This window comes from Streptomyces sp. NBC_00376 (assembly GCF_036077095.1).
Classification (GTDB): Bacteria; Actinomycetota; Actinomycetes; order Streptomycetales; family Streptomycetaceae; genus Streptomyces.
In genome coordinates this window covers 3,173,791-3,190,302 of the sequence record NZ_CP107960.1, presented here as the reverse complement: position 1 = coordinate 3,190,302, position 16,512 = coordinate 3,173,791, and the positions used below count along the sequence as shown (strand labels likewise).

At 72.1% G+C, this 16,512-nt stretch carries 15 protein-coding genes; 12 read left to right on the top strand and 3 right to left on the bottom strand.

Annotated features, from left to right (window positions below):
- The first annotated feature begins 64 nt into the window (after nucleotides 1-64).
- The 5 genes from OG842_RS14090 (at nucleotide 65) to OG842_RS14070 (ending at nucleotide 3,740) form a co-directional block, all read left to right on the top strand.
- Nucleotides 65-247, top strand: a complete 183-nt coding sequence (locus tag OG842_RS14090) for a hypothetical protein (protein WP_266729947.1) — start codon at nucleotides 65-67, stop codon at nucleotides 245-247.
- Nucleotides 248-320: 73 nt separating this feature from the next.
- The gene (locus OG842_RS14085; protein ID WP_266729946.1) at nucleotides 321-872 is read left to right on the top strand and encodes a MauE/DoxX family redox-associated membrane protein; all 552 of its coding nucleotides are present in this window, start codon (nucleotides 321-323) and stop codon (nucleotides 870-872) included.
- Nucleotides 869-1,423, top strand: a complete 555-nt coding sequence (locus OG842_RS14080; RefSeq protein WP_266729945.1) for a TlpA family protein disulfide reductase — start codon at nucleotides 869-871, stop codon at nucleotides 1,421-1,423. The genes OG842_RS14085 and OG842_RS14080 overlap by 4 nt, the downstream gene beginning before the upstream one ends.
- The gene (locus tag OG842_RS14075) at nucleotides 1,420-3,252 is read left to right on the top strand and encodes an ABC transporter ATP-binding protein (RefSeq protein ID WP_266729944.1); all 1,833 of its coding nucleotides are present in this window, start codon (nucleotides 1,420-1,422) and stop codon (nucleotides 3,250-3,252) included. The genes OG842_RS14080 and OG842_RS14075 overlap by 4 nt, the downstream gene beginning before the upstream one ends.
- Nucleotides 3,249-3,740 (top strand): S26 family signal peptidase, encoded by a 492-nt coding sequence (locus OG842_RS14070; RefSeq protein WP_266729943.1) that lies wholly within the window; start codon nucleotides 3,249-3,251, stop codon nucleotides 3,738-3,740. The genes OG842_RS14075 and OG842_RS14070 overlap by 4 nt, the downstream gene beginning before the upstream one ends.
- A 4-nt stretch (nucleotides 3,741-3,744) precedes the next feature.
- Here OG842_RS14070 and OG842_RS14065 read toward each other — a convergent pair whose 3' ends face one another.
- Nucleotides 3,745-5,310 carry an SDR family oxidoreductase gene (locus OG842_RS14065; protein WP_266729942.1) on the bottom strand — a complete coding sequence of 522 codons (1,566 nt, stop codon included), beginning with the start codon at nucleotides 5,308-5,310 and terminating at the stop codon, nucleotides 3,745-3,747.
- Nucleotides 5,311-5,730: 420 nt separating this feature from the next.
- Here OG842_RS14065 and OG842_RS14060 point away from each other — a divergent pair, with 420 nt between their 5' ends.
- Together OG842_RS14060 and OG842_RS14055 are read left to right on the top strand one after the other, a co-directional pair.
- Nucleotides 5,731-6,426, top strand: a complete 696-nt coding sequence (locus OG842_RS14060) for a peptidoglycan recognition protein family protein (RefSeq protein ID WP_323185737.1) — start codon at nucleotides 5,731-5,733, stop codon at nucleotides 6,424-6,426.
- Nucleotides 6,427-6,594: 168 nt separating this feature from the next.
- On the top strand, nucleotides 6,595-6,777 hold the full coding sequence (locus OG842_RS14055) for a hypothetical protein (RefSeq protein ID WP_266729941.1): 183 nt from the start codon (nucleotides 6,595-6,597) through the stop codon (nucleotides 6,775-6,777).
- 19 nt (nucleotides 6,778-6,796) lie between these two features.
- On the opposite strand, the gene OG842_RS14050 is transcribed toward OG842_RS14055, so the two are convergent.
- Nucleotides 6,797-9,430 (bottom strand): discoidin domain-containing protein, encoded by a 2,634-nt coding sequence (locus OG842_RS14050; protein WP_266729940.1) that lies wholly within the window; start codon nucleotides 9,428-9,430, stop codon nucleotides 6,797-6,799.
- Between the two features lie 180 nt (nucleotides 9,431-9,610).
- Entirely contained in the window at nucleotides 9,611-10,711 is a 1,101-nt protein-coding gene (locus OG842_RS14045; protein ID WP_266729939.1) for a pyridoxal-phosphate dependent enzyme, read from the bottom strand.
- 223 nt (nucleotides 10,712-10,934) lie between these two features.
- On the opposite strand from OG842_RS14045, the gene OG842_RS14040 reads away from it, so the two are divergent.
- The 5 genes from OG842_RS14040 (at nucleotide 10,935) to OG842_RS14020 (ending at nucleotide 16,379) form a co-directional block, all read left to right on the top strand.
- The gene (locus OG842_RS14040) at nucleotides 10,935-12,518 is read left to right on the top strand and encodes a S8 family peptidase (RefSeq protein ID WP_266729938.1); all 1,584 of its coding nucleotides are present in this window, start codon (nucleotides 10,935-10,937) and stop codon (nucleotides 12,516-12,518) included.
- Nucleotides 12,519-12,790: 272 nt separating this feature from the next.
- Nucleotides 12,791-13,543, top strand: coding sequence for a GntR family transcriptional regulator (locus tag OG842_RS14035; RefSeq protein ID WP_266729937.1), 753 nt, complete (start codon nucleotides 12,791-12,793; stop codon nucleotides 13,541-13,543).
- Nucleotides 13,544-13,702: 159 nt separating this feature from the next.
- Nucleotides 13,703-15,448, top strand: coding sequence for a purine-cytosine permease family protein (locus OG842_RS14030; RefSeq protein ID WP_266729936.1), 1,746 nt, complete (start codon nucleotides 13,703-13,705; stop codon nucleotides 15,446-15,448).
- Nucleotides 15,449-15,646: 198 nt separating this feature from the next.
- On the top strand, nucleotides 15,647-15,847 hold the full coding sequence (locus OG842_RS14025; RefSeq protein WP_266729935.1) for an SPOR domain-containing protein: 201 nt from the start codon (nucleotides 15,647-15,649) through the stop codon (nucleotides 15,845-15,847).
- A gap of 130 nt (nucleotides 15,848-15,977) precedes the next feature.
- Complete coding sequence (locus OG842_RS14020) at nucleotides 15,978-16,379, top strand: NUDIX hydrolase (protein ID WP_266729934.1); 402 nt, start codon at nucleotides 15,978-15,980, stop codon at nucleotides 16,377-16,379.
- Nucleotides 16,380-16,512: the final 133 nt, after the last annotated feature.

Sequence of the window (16,512 nt, the reverse complement as noted above, 5' to 3'; positions counted from 1 at the left end):
GTCCGCGTACCGCCGCCGCACCGTGGAGTACGGCACATCCCATCCACACAGGAAGAGGAGAACCATGCGCACACTCAAGGCCGGTGCGGGCCGTCTGATCGAGCGGATCCTGCCCAAGGCCGTGGCTGAGGCAGGCTGCCCGCCGGACTGCTACACCGAGTGGAGCACCAGCGCCCAGCGATGCCGCCGCTGCTGCTACTCGGGCGCCACGTGCAAGATCACCTGCGGTAGCTGGGACTACTGCTGAACCACCACGGGGCGGGCCGTGCGCGGCCCGCCCCGTGTCCGCCGGCCCAGGACCCATTCCCCCGGAGTCACCCTTGTCCGACCTGCTGCTCGTCTGCCGCCTGACCCTGATCTGCGTGCTGGCCGTGGCCGGCTTCGCCAAGTTGCGCGACCGCCGCCGATTCGCCACGGCACTGGGCGACCTCCCCTACCTGCCGGCCGCCGCCCGGCCGGCCCTCGCCGTCCTGGTGCCCGCGGCCGAGCTCCTCGCCGCCGTGCTCCTCGCCCTGCCCCCGACGCTCACCGCGGGCCTGGCCGTCGCCGCCGCCCTGTGCGCGGGATTCAGCGCCGTCGCCGTCACCACCATGCGGCGCGGCAGCTCCGCCGGCTGCCCCTGCTTCGGCAGCAGGACCACGGTGCCCATGGGCCCCTGGCACGTCGCCCGCAACGTCACACTCACCGTGCTCGCCCTCCTCGGCGGCACCATCGCCCTCACCCAGGGCACGGCCGGCCCGTTCACCGCCCCCGCACTGGTGCTCGCAGGGGCGGTCGCCATTTACCTCACCTTGTTCGCCGTCTTCACCGACGACCTCGCCGCCTTCTTCGCCGCCCGCCCGGCCGACGCCGAAAGGACGATCACGCAGTGAGCCACGCCATCACCGGCCTCGCCCTTCTCGCCGCGGTCACCCTCGTCAACGCCCTCCTCACCGTCGCCGTCACCAAGCGCTGGCGGGCCACTATGGCCGCCCCCGCCCCGGCCGCCACGCCCTCGGGCCCTCCGGCCCTCGCCGTGAGCGAGGGCGAGCGCGCCCCCGCCTTCACCCTGCACACCGCCGGGGGCGAAGTCGGCGAATCCGCCCTGGCAGGCCACCCCGCCCTCATCTGCTTCCTCCGCCCCGACTGCGGGCCCACCCGGGAGAGCCTCCCCGGGATCCGGCGGTGGGCCGAGGCGAACACCCCGTCGGGTGCGCGTCTCGTCGCCGTCGTCAACGGACGGCCCACCGACGCGGGCCCCCTGCTCGAAGCAGTCGGACCGCTCACCGAACTCACCGCCACCGAACCGCCGAACGGCCCCGTCGCCCGCGCCTTCGGCGTACGCCACCATCCGAGCTTCGTCCTCCTCGACGCCGACGGGACCGTCACCGAGACCGGCATCGGCCAGGGGTCCCTGACCGCGCTCGACCTCCTCGACGCATGAGCGGGCAGCCCGCCTCCCGCCCGGCCGAGTTCCTGCGGGGTCTCACCGCGGTACTCGCCCTCACGCTGCGGTCCTGCCCCGGGGCCCTCGCCGTCCGGGTCGCCACCGTCGTCATCGCGGGCACGGCCCCCGTGGCCGCCTCCTGGCTGCTCAAGTACGTGGTCGACAGCCTCGCCGCGGACGGCTTCCGCGCCGCGGACCTCAACCGGGCCGCGGTCGGCATCGGCCTGCTCACCGTCCTGCTCGCCGCCGCCTCGGCCCTCTCCTCCTACGCCGACGGCCGCATCCGCCGCGCCACCTCCACCCGGGCCCAGAGCGACCTGCTCACGGCCGTCAACCGGCTCAGCGGGCTGTCCAGGCTCGAACAGCCCGCCTTCCACGACCGGGTCCAACTCGCCATCCAGAGCGCCCAGGGCGCCGAACGGCTCGTCGGTGCGGTGCTCCAGGGCGCCCAGGGGGGCCTCACCCTGGTGGGCTTCCTGGGAAGCGTCCTGCTCATCAGCCCCACCCTGGCCGCGATACTCGTCGCCGCGGCCGTGCCTGCCCTCTTCGCCCACCTGGCCAACAGCCGCCACCGCGCCGACATGTTCTGGCGCACCAGCAGCCTCGCCCGCCGCCAGATCTTCTACCGGGGGCTCCTCACCGACACCCAGGCGGCGAAGGAGATCCGCCTCTACGGCCTCGGCGACTACTTCGCGCAGCGCCTGCGTACCGATCTCGACAGCATCAACCAGCAGGAGGAACACCTCGACCGCCGCCTCGTCACCTACGAGACGGCCCTCGCCGCCCTCGGCGCGGCCGTCTCCACCGGCGCACTCGTCTGGGGCGTGCACCAGGCCGCCACCCACGTCCTCACCGCCGGTGACGTGTCCCTCCTGGTCGCCGCCCTCGCCGGGCTGCAGACGGCCCTCGTCGGCCTGGTCGGGTCCATCGCCCAGAGCCACCAGACGGCCCTGCTGTTCGGCCACTACCTGCATGTCACCCAGGTCCGCGACGACCTCCCCGCCCCGCCCGCCCCGATCGCCCCACCGCCACTGAGCCGCGGGATCGAACTACGGGACGTCTGGTTCCGCTACGCCGACGACGGACCCTGGATCCTGCGCGGAGTCAGCCTGACCATCGCGCACGGCACCAGCCTGGCCGTCGTCGGACTCAACGGGGCCGGCAAGAGCACCCTCGTCAAACTGCTGTGCCGCCTCTACGATCCGCAGCGCGGCAGCATCCACTGGGACGGCATCGACCTCAAGGACCTCCCCGCGGACCAGCTGCGCAGGCGCGTCAGTGTGGTCTTCCAGGATCCGATGGAGTACGACCTCACCGCCGGGGAGAACATCGGCCTCGGCGACCTCGGCTCCCTCCACGACCACGGACGCATCCACGCCGCCGCCGCCGACGCGGACATCCACACCGCCCTCGCCGGCCTGCCGCAGGGGTACGACACCATGCTCAGCCGGATGTTCTTCCCCGACGACACCGAAGAGACCAACTCCGGCGTGCAGTTGTCGGGCGGCCAGTGGCAACGCCTCGCGCTCGCACGGGCCCTGATGCGTTCCGAACGGGACCTCATGATCCTCGACGAACCCAGCACCGGCCTCGACGCCGTCGCCGAACGCCACGTCCACGACCGGCTCGCCGCACTGCGCGAGGGCGCGACGAGCATCCTCGTCTCCCACCGCCTCAACACCGTCCGCGCCGCGGACACCATCGTCGTCATCGCCGACGGAACCGTGCGCGAGACAGGCACCCACGAGCAGCTCATGACCGCCCGCGGCATGTACGCCGAGCTCTTCACCACACAGGCCGAGGGCTACGAAGAGACCGTCCGATGAGCGCCGCGGTCCCGGTGCTCCTCGCCCTCGGGGCACTCCTCGTCCTCGCCGCTGCCCTGTGGCTGGCGCGTCGGCGGCTGCTGGCCGTGACCGTCCGCGGGTACAGCATGTCGCCGACGCTCATGCCCGGCGACCGGCTCCTGGTGCTCCGCGGCACCCGCCGCGTCGCCACGGGCCGGGTGGCCGTCGTCGTCGCACCCCACCCCGAGCACGGCTGGCACGGCCCCGCGGACACCACGCCCGACTCGTGGTACGTCAAACGCGTCGTCGCCGTCGCCGGAGAGCCCGTACCGCACTGGGCCGTCCGGTGCCCCGGTACGCACGTGCCGCCGGGCATGCTCGTCCTCCTGGGGGAGAAGCCGGGCTCACGGGACTCCAAGCAGTGCGGCTACTGCCCCGAGGACAAGGTCGTCGGGGCGGTTCTGCTCCGTCTGCGGGCCGCCGCGGCTCCCGGTGCGCCTTCTTCGCTGCCCTCGTCGGGCGGGTGAGGGCTCATGGCCCGGGGCGGGGCCCCCGGGCGCGGTCGGCGTGCGGTGAACGCCGGTGTGCGCTCAGCCCCTTGGCGGCGGCCTGGGTGATGTTGCGGGCCATGCCGCCGAAGACCACGGCGTGGAAGGGGGAGACGGACCACCAGTAGGCGTGGCCCAGCAGGCCGTGCGGGTGGAACAGCGCCCGTTGCCGGTAGCGGGTGCGGCCGTCGGAGCCGGTCTCGGCGTACATCTCCAGCCAGGCGAGGCCCGGCAGCCTCATCTCCGCGCGCAGCCGAAGCAGCCGTCCGGGCTCGATCTCCTCGACCCGCCAGAAGTCCAGCGAGTCCCCGACGCGCAGGTGCTCGGCGTCGCGTCGTCCACGGCGCAGCCCCACCCCGCCGACGAACCGGTCCAGCCACCCCCTGACCGCCCAGGCGAGCGGAAAGGAGTACCAGCCGTTGTCGCCGCCGATTCCCTCGATCACCCGCCACAGGGCCGTCCGGTCCGCGTCGACCGGCAGCTGCCGTTCGTCCTGGTAGAGGCTGCCCCCGGCCCAGTCCGGGTCCGTGGGCAGCGGATCGCTGGGCGCTCCCGGCAGGGCCGCGGAGGACCAGCGGGTGGCGACCTGGGCCTCACGCACCCGGCGCAGTGCCAGCGCCAGTGCCTCGTCGAACGGCAGCGGCAGGCCCGGCGGGTCGGGCACGTAGCGGGCGATGTCGTGCTCCTGGCAGACGACCTCATGACGCAGTGACTCCGTCAACGGCCGGGCCAGGGAGGCGGGCACCGGGGTGACGAGACCGACCCAGTGGCTGGACAGCCGCGGCGTGAGCACCGGAACCGGAACGATGAGCCGCCGGGGCAGTGCGGCGACGGCGGCGTAGCGGCACATCATCTCCCGGTACGTGAGGACGTCGGGCCCGCCGATGTCGAACGCCCGGTCGACGTCGTCCGGCATGGTGGCCGAGCCGACGAGATAGCGCAGCACATCGCGTACCCCGATGGGCTGGGTACGGGTGTGCACCCAGCTGGGGGTGACCATGACCGGCAGCCGCTCGGTCAGATACCGCAGCATCTCGAAGGACGCCGATCCCGAACCGATGACGACCGCCGCCCGCAGCACGGTGGCGGGCACCGGTGCGTCGAGGAAGATCCGGCCGACCTCGGCCCGGGAGCGCAGATGCGGGGAGAGCGACCCGGTCGGTACGCCCGGTGGGGTGAGCCCGCCCAGATAGACGATCCGCCGTACGCCGGCCGCGTGTGCCTGCTCGGCGAAGACGCGGGCCGCCCGGCGGTCGGTGTCCTCGAAGGAGGAACCGGTGCCGAGGGCGTGCACCAGGTAGTACGCCACGTCGATCCCCTGCATGGCCGCGGCCACCGAGCCCGCGTCCGTCACGTCGCCCCGCACCGTCTCGGCGTCCCCCGCCCAGGGATGGTCACGGAGCTTGCGGGGGGTGCGGGCCAGGCACCGCACCCGGTGGCCCGCTCGCAGCAGTTCCGGGACCAGACGCCCGCCGATGTACCCGGACGCCCCGGTGACCAGGCAGTGCAACCGTTCCGCGTCCCCGTCGCGCTGTCCGTCCGTGCCCACGACCGTGCCTCCATCCGTTCGCCCCGACCGTCCCCGATATCGACCGATCATGGATGAAATCTGCATGCCGGAGGCCCACTTCGCTGCGTGTCGCCGTGCTCGCCTGACTGCACTAACCCGGCGCGCGCGGCGGGCCGGGCGCCGCGAGGCTGTGGGCATACGCGCTCCCGCCGGCATGCCGGCGAAAGACGAAGAAGGTTTTCTCCCGTGCGTCTGCACCGAATGCGTCTGTACCGAATAGCGCTGTGGGTCACCGTTCCGATGGCGCTTCCCCTCCTCGTGGCACCCGCCGGAGTGACGAAGGCCCGAGCCGTTCGCGACACGGCTCCGGAAGGGGCCCCGTCCGTGTGGCGGCCCGGAACGACCGCTGGGCCGGTCGCCGGCATCGGGCGCCCGTTCCCGGCTCTCGGGGCGGCTTCGATGGTGCCGCCCCGCCTGGTGCCCCGGCCGGCCATCGTGTCGCGTGCGCAGTGGCGGGCCGACGAGACCAGGCGCGACCGCCATGCGCACTACGCGGCAGGGGTCAGGGCGGTCTTCATCCATCACACCGACACCCCCAACGGCTACGACTGCGCCGACGTCCCCCGTACCCTGCGCAATCTGTACACGGGCCAGACCCGTGACCGGAGTTGGGGCGACCTCGGCTACAACTTCCTCGTCGACAAGTGCGGCACCATCTACGAAGGCCGCGCCGGCGGTGCGGACCGCCCCGTCGTCGGCTCCCACACCCTCGGGTTCAACCAGGGCACCACGGGGATCGCGGCCATCGGCACCTTCGGGCCGGGGACGCAGGTACCGGCGGCCATGGAGCACGCGATCGCGGCCCTCGCGGCCTGGAAGCTCGGCCTGGGCGGCGTCGACGCCGCAGGCAAGGTGCGGCTCACCTCCACCAACGGCAAGAGCCGTTACGCCAAGGGCACTTCGGCCGAGTTCGACGCCATCTCCGCTCACCGCGACGGCTTCGCCACCAACTGTCCCGGCCAGGCGCTGCTCGCGCGGCTCCCCGCCATCCGCACCCTTGCCGCGAGCCTCCAGGGCAGGTCGTCGCCGCTCCCGCCCCCCGGAATCCGTTTCGCCGCGAGCCTGAGCAGCCCTCGCCACGACGGCGCCCGCTGAGTACGTCGCCGGTGCCGCCGACACGCACGCGGCGCCGGACCCGGCCGGTCCGCTTCCCGCGGGCCATTCCTCCTCCCGCAGGCCGTTCCGCCGGGCGGGGCCGGATGGCATGATCGGCAGCGCTGCGCCGCACCGTGTGCGGCATGCCGATGTCGACCAGGGGGAAACATGGAACGCCGTCCGGCCGCGAGATCCGGCTTCAACTGGTGGCTGCCCAGCGTGTACGCGGCGGCCGTCGTCCTCACCGGGGCCCTCGGCTCGGGCCGGGCGACGGGCATCGTCGCGGCGGTGGGCGGTGTGCTGCTCGGCCTCCACTACGGCTTCGGCAGCAGGCTCCGCGCCCGAGGCTGACCCCCGTACAGCCTCGCGGTCATGGCTGGGTCACCCTCAACTCCCGTACACCTGCGGGCTTCTGCGGGTCCTCGGACTCCACCGTCAGCCGTACCGACCTGGCCACCGCGCCCGCCCGGTACGGCTGCCAGTGCGTGCCGTCGGAAGACGTCTCCAGGCGGTACGAGAACGGTCGTACGTCCGCCCACTCCGGTACGGCCGATGTCACCGCGCCCGCCCGCCCCAGGTCCACCGTCAGCGCGCCCTTCGCGCCGTCCGGGGACCAGGCGGTGGCCGGACTGCCGTCCACCGCGGCCGCCGCGTACAGACCGGGGGATTCCGATGTCGCCGTCACCGGGCGGCAGCGGGCCGCGTCGGTGGTCGCGGCGAGGTCCGGGCGGCGGGTGGGGAGAGTGAGCGTGCCGCTCAGTGTGCGGGGGCCGGCGGGGGAGTCGACGGTGAAGGGGTCGCCGGAGATCAGCCGGACCATCGTCGTCCGGGGGCCGATCGCCAGGTCGTACGTACGGCCCCGGTAGCGCAGGCCCGTCAGCGTGACACCGCTGCCCAGCTGCGGCGGCAGCATCGGATCCAGACGCACCCCGTCCTCCCGCAGCCGCAGCCCCGTCAGGCCGTGCGTGAAGACCTGGAGGAACCCGCCCTTCCCGGTGAGGAAGTCCTCGGCGGGGAAGCCCGACAGCGGGTCCTGGGCGCCCGCCTTCGTGCCCCGGGCCTCGCTGAACAGGGCGTACGGACCGCGCGTGAACGGGCGTACGGCGCGCTGGAGATAGGTGTACGTCGCACAGCCGGGCTCCCCGATCGTGGCCGCGTCGATGGCGTGGACCGAGTCGGTCATGGCCGGGCCGTCCGGGTCGGTGCGCGCCGCGTAGTAGTCGAGCGTGGCGGCGGCGGCGCCCGGCTCCATCGGCCACTCCAGCGGGTAGATCAGCAGCACCGTGTCGGCCTGCTTGATCGTCGACCCGTTGTACCCCGCGTACTGGAGGAAGAGCCCCCGCGCCGGGTCGTACGGGATGCGCAGGCCGTCCGCCACCCGCTTCCACCGGACCGGTGCGGTGCGGCCGAGCAGTTGCGCCGCGCGGGTGGCGTTGCGCAGGGCGGTGGCGGCGACCGCGTTGGTGAAGACCCCGTCGGTGACGCCGTTGCTGTACTCGTCGGGGCCCGCGACCTCCTTCACCGAGTAGCTGCCGTCGTCGTCGGCGGTGGCCCGCGAAGCCCAGAAGTCGGCGATCCCGGCGAGCAGCGGCCAGCCGTGCCCGGCCAGCCAGTCGCGGTCCCCGGTCGCCAGGTAGTACTGCCAGACGGCCAGTGACACATCGCCCTGCAGGTGGTTCTGGGTGATGCAGTGCGGGGGGTTCCAGCTCTGGCACTCGGACCACAGCTCGCCCCTGCTCGCGCTCGTCCACGGGTAGAACAGGCCCTGGAACCCCAGCTTCCGGGCGTTGGCGCGGGCCGCGCCACGGGTGCGGTAGCGGTACTCGACGACCGGGCGGGCCAGCTCGGGGCGGGTGGCGAGCAGCCCCGGGTACATCCAGGTCTCGGCGTCCCAGAACACCATGCCGGCGTAGTTGTCGCTGGTCAGACCGGCCGGCGCGATGCTGTCGCGGGACCCGGCCCGGGTGGAGGCCAGCAGTCCGTACTGTGCCGTCCGCAGCCATTTCTGGAGGTCGGGACTGCCCGGTACGGAGATGTCGGCCGCCCAGGCCCGCCGCCAGGCCGCCGCGTTCGCCGTGAGCACCCCGGACCAGCCGCGCCGCGCCGCGCGCCGGGCGGCGTCGCGGGCGGCGGTGCGCGGGGCGGCGGAGGTGAGCGCGGTGTCGACGCCGACGTACTTCTCGAAGGTGTACGTACGCCCCGCGCGCACCCGGTGCGTGCTCCGCGCCGCAACCGGCGCTCCGGCCCCCGGCCCGCGGGTGCGCAGCATCTGGACGATCGCGCCCGCGGTCCCGGTGCCGAGGGTGCGGAACGTACCGTCGGGGGCGAGGGCGATCCGGCGCGCGCCCCTCGGGTCGAGCCGGCCGGTGACGGTCGCGGTGCCGTTCCAGTGCGGCTTCATGCGCAGTCGTACGGCGCCCGTGTGCACATCGGACCGGTCGGCGAGCACTTCGTACGTCAGGTCGGTCGCGCGGCCGTCGGCCGCGGTCCACCGCAGCGATGTACGCACCAGTCCGCAGCGCAGGAAGAGCGTCTGGCGGTAGTGCGAGATCCGGCCGGGAGGCGTGTCGGATCCGTAGGTCTCGTCGCCGACGCGCACGTCGACACCGGTCCAGCTCGGCAGTGCGGCGACCACCTCGCGGCCGGCGGCGAGATCCTTGTCGCGCCCGAACAGGCCGGAGACGAACGCGCCGTCGTAGCGCGGGGTGAACAGCGGCCAGCCGGTCTTCTCGTTCGACGCCGCGTATCCGGCGCCCGCCGCGGGCACCCGGTGGCCCAGGTATCCGTTGCCGGTGTAGGGGTCGTAGCCGTCCGCCTCGCCGAACCGGGTGGAAGTCGGCGCCCAGGCGGGATCGGTGTCCCGGCCGCAGGCGGTGGCCGCCGCGGAGGGAGGCGCCGCCGTGGCGGGAGGCGCCGCGTACGGGACGGGAGCCGCCGGCGCGATCAGTGCGCCCGCGACCAGGGCCGTGAGGGACGTGAGGAGAACGAGGCGCGAGAGGCTCACCGTACGAAGGTAGGGAAGCGCGCGCCGCGCGGCGGTGCGCGGCACGCGGGGTGAACGGCTGACGGGGCGGCGGGCGCCGGTGCCGCGACGGACCGGTCCGTTCCCGCCCTGCCCGGCTGCCCGGCCCGCCGGGCCCGCCCGGCCGTCCGCCCCGTCGGGCCGCCCGGCGGGTCCGCTTCGTCAGCCCGCGAGGCCGGTCTTGAGGCCCGCGCCGCACAGCGGAACGACGACGCTCCGGTCGGTCCAGTCGCCGACCGCGGCCCAGCAGGCGACGCCCGTCGTCTCCACGTAGAGGCCGCGTGCCGCCAGGTCCAGCTGCGCGGCACGGATCTGATCCTCGGTCACCGTGAGGAAGGTGCCGCCCGATTCCCTGACCGCGGCCAGGATGGCCCGTGCGCGCGGCGGACGCGGGATGGCGATGCCCTCGGCGAGGGTGGCGGCGGGGGCGCCGGGCAGGCCGGCGGGGAGCAGGCCGTCGGCGCCCGCGCGGAAGGCGGTGGCCAGCGGCGAGACGGCTTCGGCCTGTACGGCGATCAGCGCCGGTCGCCGGTCGATCAGCCCCCGGGCGTGGAGCTCGGCGGTGGCCAGGGCCGCGCCGAGGAGAAGGGTGCCGTTGCCGACGGGCACGGCGATGGCGTCCGGGAGACGGCCGCCGAGGTCCTCCCACAGCTCGTACACGTACGTCTTCGTGCCGTGCAGGAAGTACGGGTTGAAGACGTGCGAGGCGTAGAAGGTGCCGGGGACGTCGGCGGCGGTACGGGCGGCGGCCGCGGTGGCCTCGCGGTCACCGGGAACGATCTCCAGGCGGGCGCCGTGGGCCCGGATCTGCTCGGTCTTCTTCGGGGACGTGCCCTCGGGGACGTACACCGTGCAGGGGAGCGCGGCGCGGGCGCAGTACGCGGCGACCGCCGTCCCGGCGTTGCCGCTGCTGTCCGCGACGACGCGTTCGGGCGACAGCCTGCGGGCCAGCTCGGCGAGCATCACCGCGCCGCGGTCCTTGAAGGAGAGCGTCGGCATCAGGAAATCGAGCTTGGCCGAGACCGTGCCGGTGAGCGGCACGAGCGGGGTGCGGCCCTCGCCGAGCGTGGTCGTGGGCGAGGAGAGCGGCAGCACCTCTTCGTAACGCCACAGTGAATTGACGCGTCCGGTCAGGGAGTTGACCGAGAACGTGCCGGCGGCTTCGAATTCGAGGTCCCAGGGGCCACGGCAGACCGGGCAGCACCAGGTGAGAGCGGTGGTGTCGACGCGGGTGCCGTCCTGCGGGCAGATGTATGCGGGCATGCCGGTCAGCATGTCAGGCGCGTGGCAGCCCGATGGCGAAGGTATTGCAGAGCCCTGCGCACCCTTGTGCGATTCCCAAGAATCGGTCAATCTTTCGCTGTCGGCAGGGACTTGGGCAGTGCGGTACCAACAACAGATGTTTGTCATGCCCATGCTGTGCACTGTCTCCGTCCGACAGCACGCGCCCCCCACCAGTGCACCTCGATCGAGGAGGACCCCCCACATGTCAGTGACGCGTCACACCCCCCACGCGCGCCGAAGACTCGCCGCGGCGAGTGTCATGGCCGGTGCGGCCCTCGCGCTCTCCGGCGCCGCGGTGTTCCCCGCCTCGGCGTCCGAGCCGGCGCCCGAAGGCCGGATCCAGAACGCGGGTGCCCCGGGCACCATCAGCGGCAGCTACATCGTCACGCTCGACGAATCGGCGGCCGACGCGGGTTCCGCGAAGGGCAGGGCGCTCGCCAAGGAGTACGGCGCCGAGATCAAGAGGACCTACCGCACCGCCGTCAACGGCTACGCGGTGGAGCTCTCGGAGAGCCAGGCGAAGAAGTTCGCCGCCGACCCGGCCGTCGAGTCCGTCGTGCAGAACCGGACCTTCCATGTCACCGGCACCCAGCCCTCGCCGCCCTCCTGGGGCCTCGACCGGATCGACCAGAAGTCCCTGCCGCTGAATCAGAGTTACACCTACCCCGACAACGGGGGCCAGGGTGTCACCGCGTACATCATCGACACCGGTGTGCGGATCACCCACACCGACTTCGGCGGCCGGGCCTCGTACGGCTACGACGCCATCGACGACGACAACACGGCGGACGACGGCTACGGTCACGGCACCCACGTGGCGGGCACCGTCGCCGGGTCGTCGTACGGCGTCGCCAAGAAGGCGAAGATCGTCTCCGTCCGGGTCCTCGACGACAGCGGCTCCGGCACGACCGAGCAGGTCGTCGCGGGCATCGACTGGGTGACGGCGAACGCCGTCAAGCCCGCGGTCGCCAACATGAGCCTGGGCGGCGGGGTGGACTCGGTGCTCGACGCCGCCGTACGCAAGTCCATCGCGTCCGGCGTCACGTACGCCGTCGCCGCGGGCAACGAGTCGACCGACGCCTCCACGAAGTCCCCGGCACGGGTCACCGAGGCCATCACGGTCGGCTCCACCACCAGCACCGACGCCCGCTCCAGCTTCTCCAACTACGGCAGCGTGCTGGACATCTTCGGCCCCGGCTCGTCGATCACCTCGGCCTGGAACACCGGAGACACCGCCACCAACACGATCTCCGGTACGTCGATGGCGACGCCGCACGTCGCGGGTGCCGCGGCCCTCTACCTGGCCGACCACCCGAGCGACAGCCCGGCACAGGTCTCCGCCGGACTGGTCGCCGCGGCCAGCACCGGAGTGGTGACCAGCCCCGGTACGGGCTCGCCGAACCGGCTGCTGAACGTCGGCAGCGGCACCACCACGCCGCCGGGCAAGAAGTTCGAGAGCACGACGAGCTACACCATCGCCGACAACTCCACCGTCGAGTCGCCGATCACCGTCACCGGTGTCACCGGCAACGCGCCGGCCACGCTGAGCGTGCCCGTGAACATCACGCACACCTACAGCGGCGACCTGAAGATCGACCTCGTCGCGCCCGACGGTTCGGTCTACAACCTGAAGGCCTTCGGGACCGGTGGCAGCGCGGACAACGTGATCACCACCTACTCCGTGAACGCCTCGTCGGAGGTGGCCAACGGCACCTGGAAGCTGCGGGTCGCCGACAACGCGGCGGCGGACACCGGGAAGATCAACTCCTGGGGTCTGCAGTTCTGACGGCCATTCGGCCCTGACGTCCTGACGCGTCGGACATGTGGGGCGGCTGCTTCGGCAGCCGCCCCACTTCCGTGCGAGAAGGAACGCGGTTGCGGTGAACCGGGGGAGGGGAGGAGGCGTGAGAAGAGCTGAGAACCCTCTGGTGGTCGACGGCCGGATATGCGCAAGGACCTGGCGAATCATCACATCGAGTGAATCTTTGGCCTGTGCTTGCGGTTCACAACCGACGGTTGTCACGCTGTTGCAGACTGTCAACCTGTTGGGAGTGGCCTGTGACTTTCGGTGAGCAGCCCGCGTATCTGCGCGTTGCAAGCGATCTGCGAGAGAAGATCGTCAACGGTTCGCTGCCGCCGCATACGCGCCTGCCTTCGCAGGCCCGTATCCGCGAGGAGTACGGAGTCTCGGACACCGTCGCGCTGGAGGCGCGAAAGGTGCTGATGGCCGAGGGCCTGGTGGAGGGGCGTTCCGGGTCCGGCACCTATGTGCGCGAGCGCCCGGTCCCGCGGCGGATCGCCCGCTCCGGCTACCGGTCCGCGGCCGGCGCCAGTCCGTTCCGCCAGGAGCAGACGGCGGAGGGGGTGCACGGGACGTGGGAGTCCCGCAGCGAACAGGAGGGCGCGAGCGCCGAGATCGCCGAGCGTCTGGGCATCGAGCCGGGCGACCGGGTGATGCGTACGAGGTACACCTTCCGCGAGGCCGGGGAGCCGATGATGCTCTCCACCTCCTGGGAGCCGCTCGCCGTGACGGGGCGTACGCCGGTGATGCTGCCGGAGGAGGGCCCGTTGGGCGGCTGCGGGGTGGTCGAGCGGATGGCCGCGATCGATGTCGTCGTGGACAACGTGGCCGAGCAGGTCGGCGCGCGTCCGGGGCTGGCGGAGGAGCTCCTGGCGCTCGGCGGTGTGCCCGGACACGTGGTGATGGTGATCGAGCGGACGTACTACGCGTCGGGCCGCCCGGTCGAGACGGCGGACGTGGTGGTGCCCGCCGATCGCTACCGGGTCGCCTACCACCTTCCGGTCAGGTGACCGGTGGGCGGAGATCGCCGTCCGTCGTCGGTGACGACACGTTAACGCCCGGACGGTTCCCGTAACCGACGGGCAATCACCGGCTGCATAAGGTTGTCATGTACCGCTCCTACCGTCCGGTCCGTACCCGCACACCGGACGACGGACGGGAAGTCACCGATGACGGACACAGCCACACCGAAGACAGCCGGGGCCGACATCCCGGCCGGGGCCGACGTCCCGGCCGGGACCGGCTCCCCGGCCCCGGCCCGCAGCTACGCGAAGCTCGCCGCCGACGAGAGCCGCGAGGACTACTCCCTCCGCTACGCGCCGCACTCCTTCCGGCGCTGGTCGCCGGCCACGGTGGCGGGCACCGCACTCGGCGGGATCGCCTACCTCGCCGACTTCGCGATCGGCGCCTCGATCGTCTTCACCTACGGCTTCACCAGCGGACTCGCCTCGATCCTCGCCGCCGCGACGATCATCTTCCTCACCGGCGTACCGATCGCGCGGGCCTGTGCGAAGTACGGCCTGGACATGGACCTGGTCACCCGCGGCGCGGGCTTCGGATACTTCGGCTCGACGCTCACCTCGCTGATCTACGCGTCCTTCACCTTCATCTTCTTCGCCCTCGAAGGCTCGATCATGGCGCAGGCCATGCACCAGGCCGTCGGGCTCCCGGTCGAGGCCGGCTATCTGCTCACCACGCTCATCGTCATCCCGATCGTCTTCCGGGGCATGGGGGCGCTCGCCAAGGTGCAGGCGTGGACCCAGCCGGTCTGGATCATCGGCATGGTGCTGCCGTTCGTCGTGCTCGCCTTCGAAGCCCCCGACGCCTGGGGCGCGTTCGGCTCCTTCGGTGGCACGGAGGGCGCGGGGTCCGGGTTCTCCTGGATCGGCTTCGGGCTGGGCACGGGCGTCGCGCTCTCGCTCATCGCCCAGATCGGTGAGCAGGCCGACTACCTGCGCTTCATGCCGGCGCGGACGGAGGCCAACAAGCGGCGCTGGAACCTCGCGGTGCTCGCCGCGGGGCCGGGCTGGGTCGTCATCGGGGCCGCGAAGCAGATCGGCGGCGCGCTGCTCGCCTTCGTCGCGCTGGAGGCCGTCGGCAGGACGCACGCGCTGGAGCCGATCGCACCGCAGATCGAGGCGCTGCGGCCCTGGCTCGGCTCGTTCGCGCTGCCCGCGGCGGCGGTCTTCGTGATCGTCTCGCAGATCAAGATCAATGTGACCAACGCCTACAGCGGTTCGCTGTCCTGGTCGAACTTCTTCTCCCGGATCACCCACCGGCATCCGGGCCGGGTCTGGTACATCTTCCTCAACCTCGCCATCGCGCTCACGCTGATGGAGATGAACATGTTCGCCGCCCTCAACAAGCTGCTGGGCTTCTACTCGAACGTGGGCATCGCCTGGATCGCCGCCGTCGCCACCGACCTGGTCGTCAACAAGCGGATCGGGCTGAGCCCGCGGTACATCGAGTTCAAACGGGCCTATCTGTACGCGGTGAACCCGGCCGGATTCGGTGCGATGGTGATTGCCTCGACCGTCTCGATCCTGGCCTTCTTCGGGTTCTTCGGCCGTTACGCCGAAGCCTTCTCGACCTTCATCGCGGCCGGACTGGCGTCGACGCTCTGCCCGTTGATCGCCTGGGCGACGAAAGGGAAGTACTACCTGGCGCGGCCCAACCCGGTGAACGGTCCGGGCGCCGAGGTCGCGGACATCACCGCCACCCACACCTGCGCGGTCTGCGAGACCGCCTACGAGCTGCCGGACATCGCCGACTGCCCCGTGCGGTCCGGGCCGATCTGTTCGCTGTGCTGCTCGCTGGACGCGGAGTGCGGGGACGTCTGCCGCAAGCAGCCGTCGGCCGGTCCCGTCCTGATGCCGGTGCCGACGGTGCGCGCGGCGGCGCCGGAGGCGGGATAGCACGCGAGGGCGGCGGCGGGGGCCACCGGCGCAAGGGGAGCATCCAGCCGGGTGCGCCCCTTCTTGCTGACCGAATCGGTATCTCTTTGTGTAAATGCGTATCCGTTGAGTGAAGGTCAGGCGTACGCTCGGGCATATGCGTACTGCGGTTTCCTGGGGATCTTTACTGACATGCACGCCGTTCGAGGGAGGGGCGCAATGCTCGGAAGGGACACGATGAGCGACAGCGGTGCCGTGCTCCCGTGGCTGGTGATAAGGCAGGACGACAACGGCAATCGCTATCGCGTCGGCAGGTATGCCACGCAGGGCGAGGCCCAGAAGATCGCCGACAAGCTCGATGAGCATGGCCACAAGCAGCTCTACTGGGTGGAGCGCGCGGAGCAGAGCGCCCGGCCCTAGGGCGGGCGCGACGAGTGCGGCGGGGCGGGGGATCGCGCTCCGGCGCATGACCGTGCCCGCGTTCACGCGCCCGTCGCCGGAGGATCTAGGGTCCTGTCCGACGGGGTTGCGCGAGAGCGAAGGCGGAGCGATGTCGGTCCTGATCGACACGGTGGCATGGGTGCGGGTGGAGAACGGCAGGATTCTCTGCGCGCGACCACGGGGGAAGGACGTCTTCTACATCCCCGGTGGCAAGCGGGAGGGTCAGGAGACCGACCTGCAGACCCTGCTGCGCGAGGTCGAGGAGGAGCTGGCCGTGGCCATCCTGCCCGCGACCGTGTCCCACATGGGTACGTACGAGGCGCAGGCGCACGGTCATCCGGACGGGGTGGTCGTGCGCATGAGCTGTTACGCCGGCGAGTATCAGGGGACGCTGACGGTCAGCAGCGAGATCGAGGAGATGGCGTGGTTCTCCTACGCCGACCGGCCGCTCGTCCCGCCGGTCGACCAGCTGCTCTTCGACGACCTCAAGGCCTCGGGCGCGCTGGCCTGAACAGGGCGGAGCCGGCAGCGGAGTTGGCCCGTACGGCCGGGCACCCGGCGCCGGTGGGCGGGGGTGCCGGAGGCGGTTGACCGAGGCAGACGCCAAGGCGGCAGCGCGCGCCTGTCGCCTTGTGCGCCCCTTC

Excerpts from the sequence above, each read along its gene's own strand:
- OG842_RS14090 (WP_266729947.1), top strand. The coding sequence starts at position 65 with ATGCGCACACTCAAGGCCGGTGCGGGCCGTCTGATCGAGCGGATCCTG.
- OG842_RS14075 (WP_266729944.1), top strand. The coding sequence starts at position 1,420 with ATGAGCGGGCAGCCCGCCTCCCGCCCGGCCGAGTTCCTGCGGGGTCTC.
- OG842_RS14070 (WP_266729943.1), top strand. The coding sequence starts at position 3,249 with ATGAGCGCCGCGGTCCCGGTGCTCCTCGCCCTCGGGGCACTCCTCGTC.
- OG842_RS14060 (WP_323185737.1), top strand. The coding sequence starts at position 5,731 with ATGGTGCCGCCCCGCCTGGTGCCCCGGCCGGCCATCGTGTCGCGTGCG.
- OG842_RS14055 (WP_266729941.1), top strand. The coding sequence starts at position 6,595 with ATGGAACGCCGTCCGGCCGCGAGATCCGGCTTCAACTGGTGGCTGCCC.
- OG842_RS14045 (WP_266729939.1), bottom strand. The coding sequence starts at position 10,711 with ATGCCCGCATACATCTGCCCGCAGGACGGCACCCGCGTCGACACCACC.
- OG842_RS14040 (WP_266729938.1), top strand. The coding sequence starts at position 10,935 with ATGTCAGTGACGCGTCACACCCCCCACGCGCGCCGAAGACTCGCCGCG.
- OG842_RS14030 (WP_266729936.1), top strand. The coding sequence starts at position 13,703 with ATGACGGACACAGCCACACCGAAGACAGCCGGGGCCGACATCCCGGCC.
- OG842_RS14025 (WP_266729935.1), top strand. The coding sequence starts at position 15,647 with ATGCTCGGAAGGGACACGATGAGCGACAGCGGTGCCGTGCTCCCGTGG.
- OG842_RS14020 (WP_266729934.1), top strand. The coding sequence starts at position 15,978 with ATGTCGGTCCTGATCGACACGGTGGCATGGGTGCGGGTGGAGAACGGC.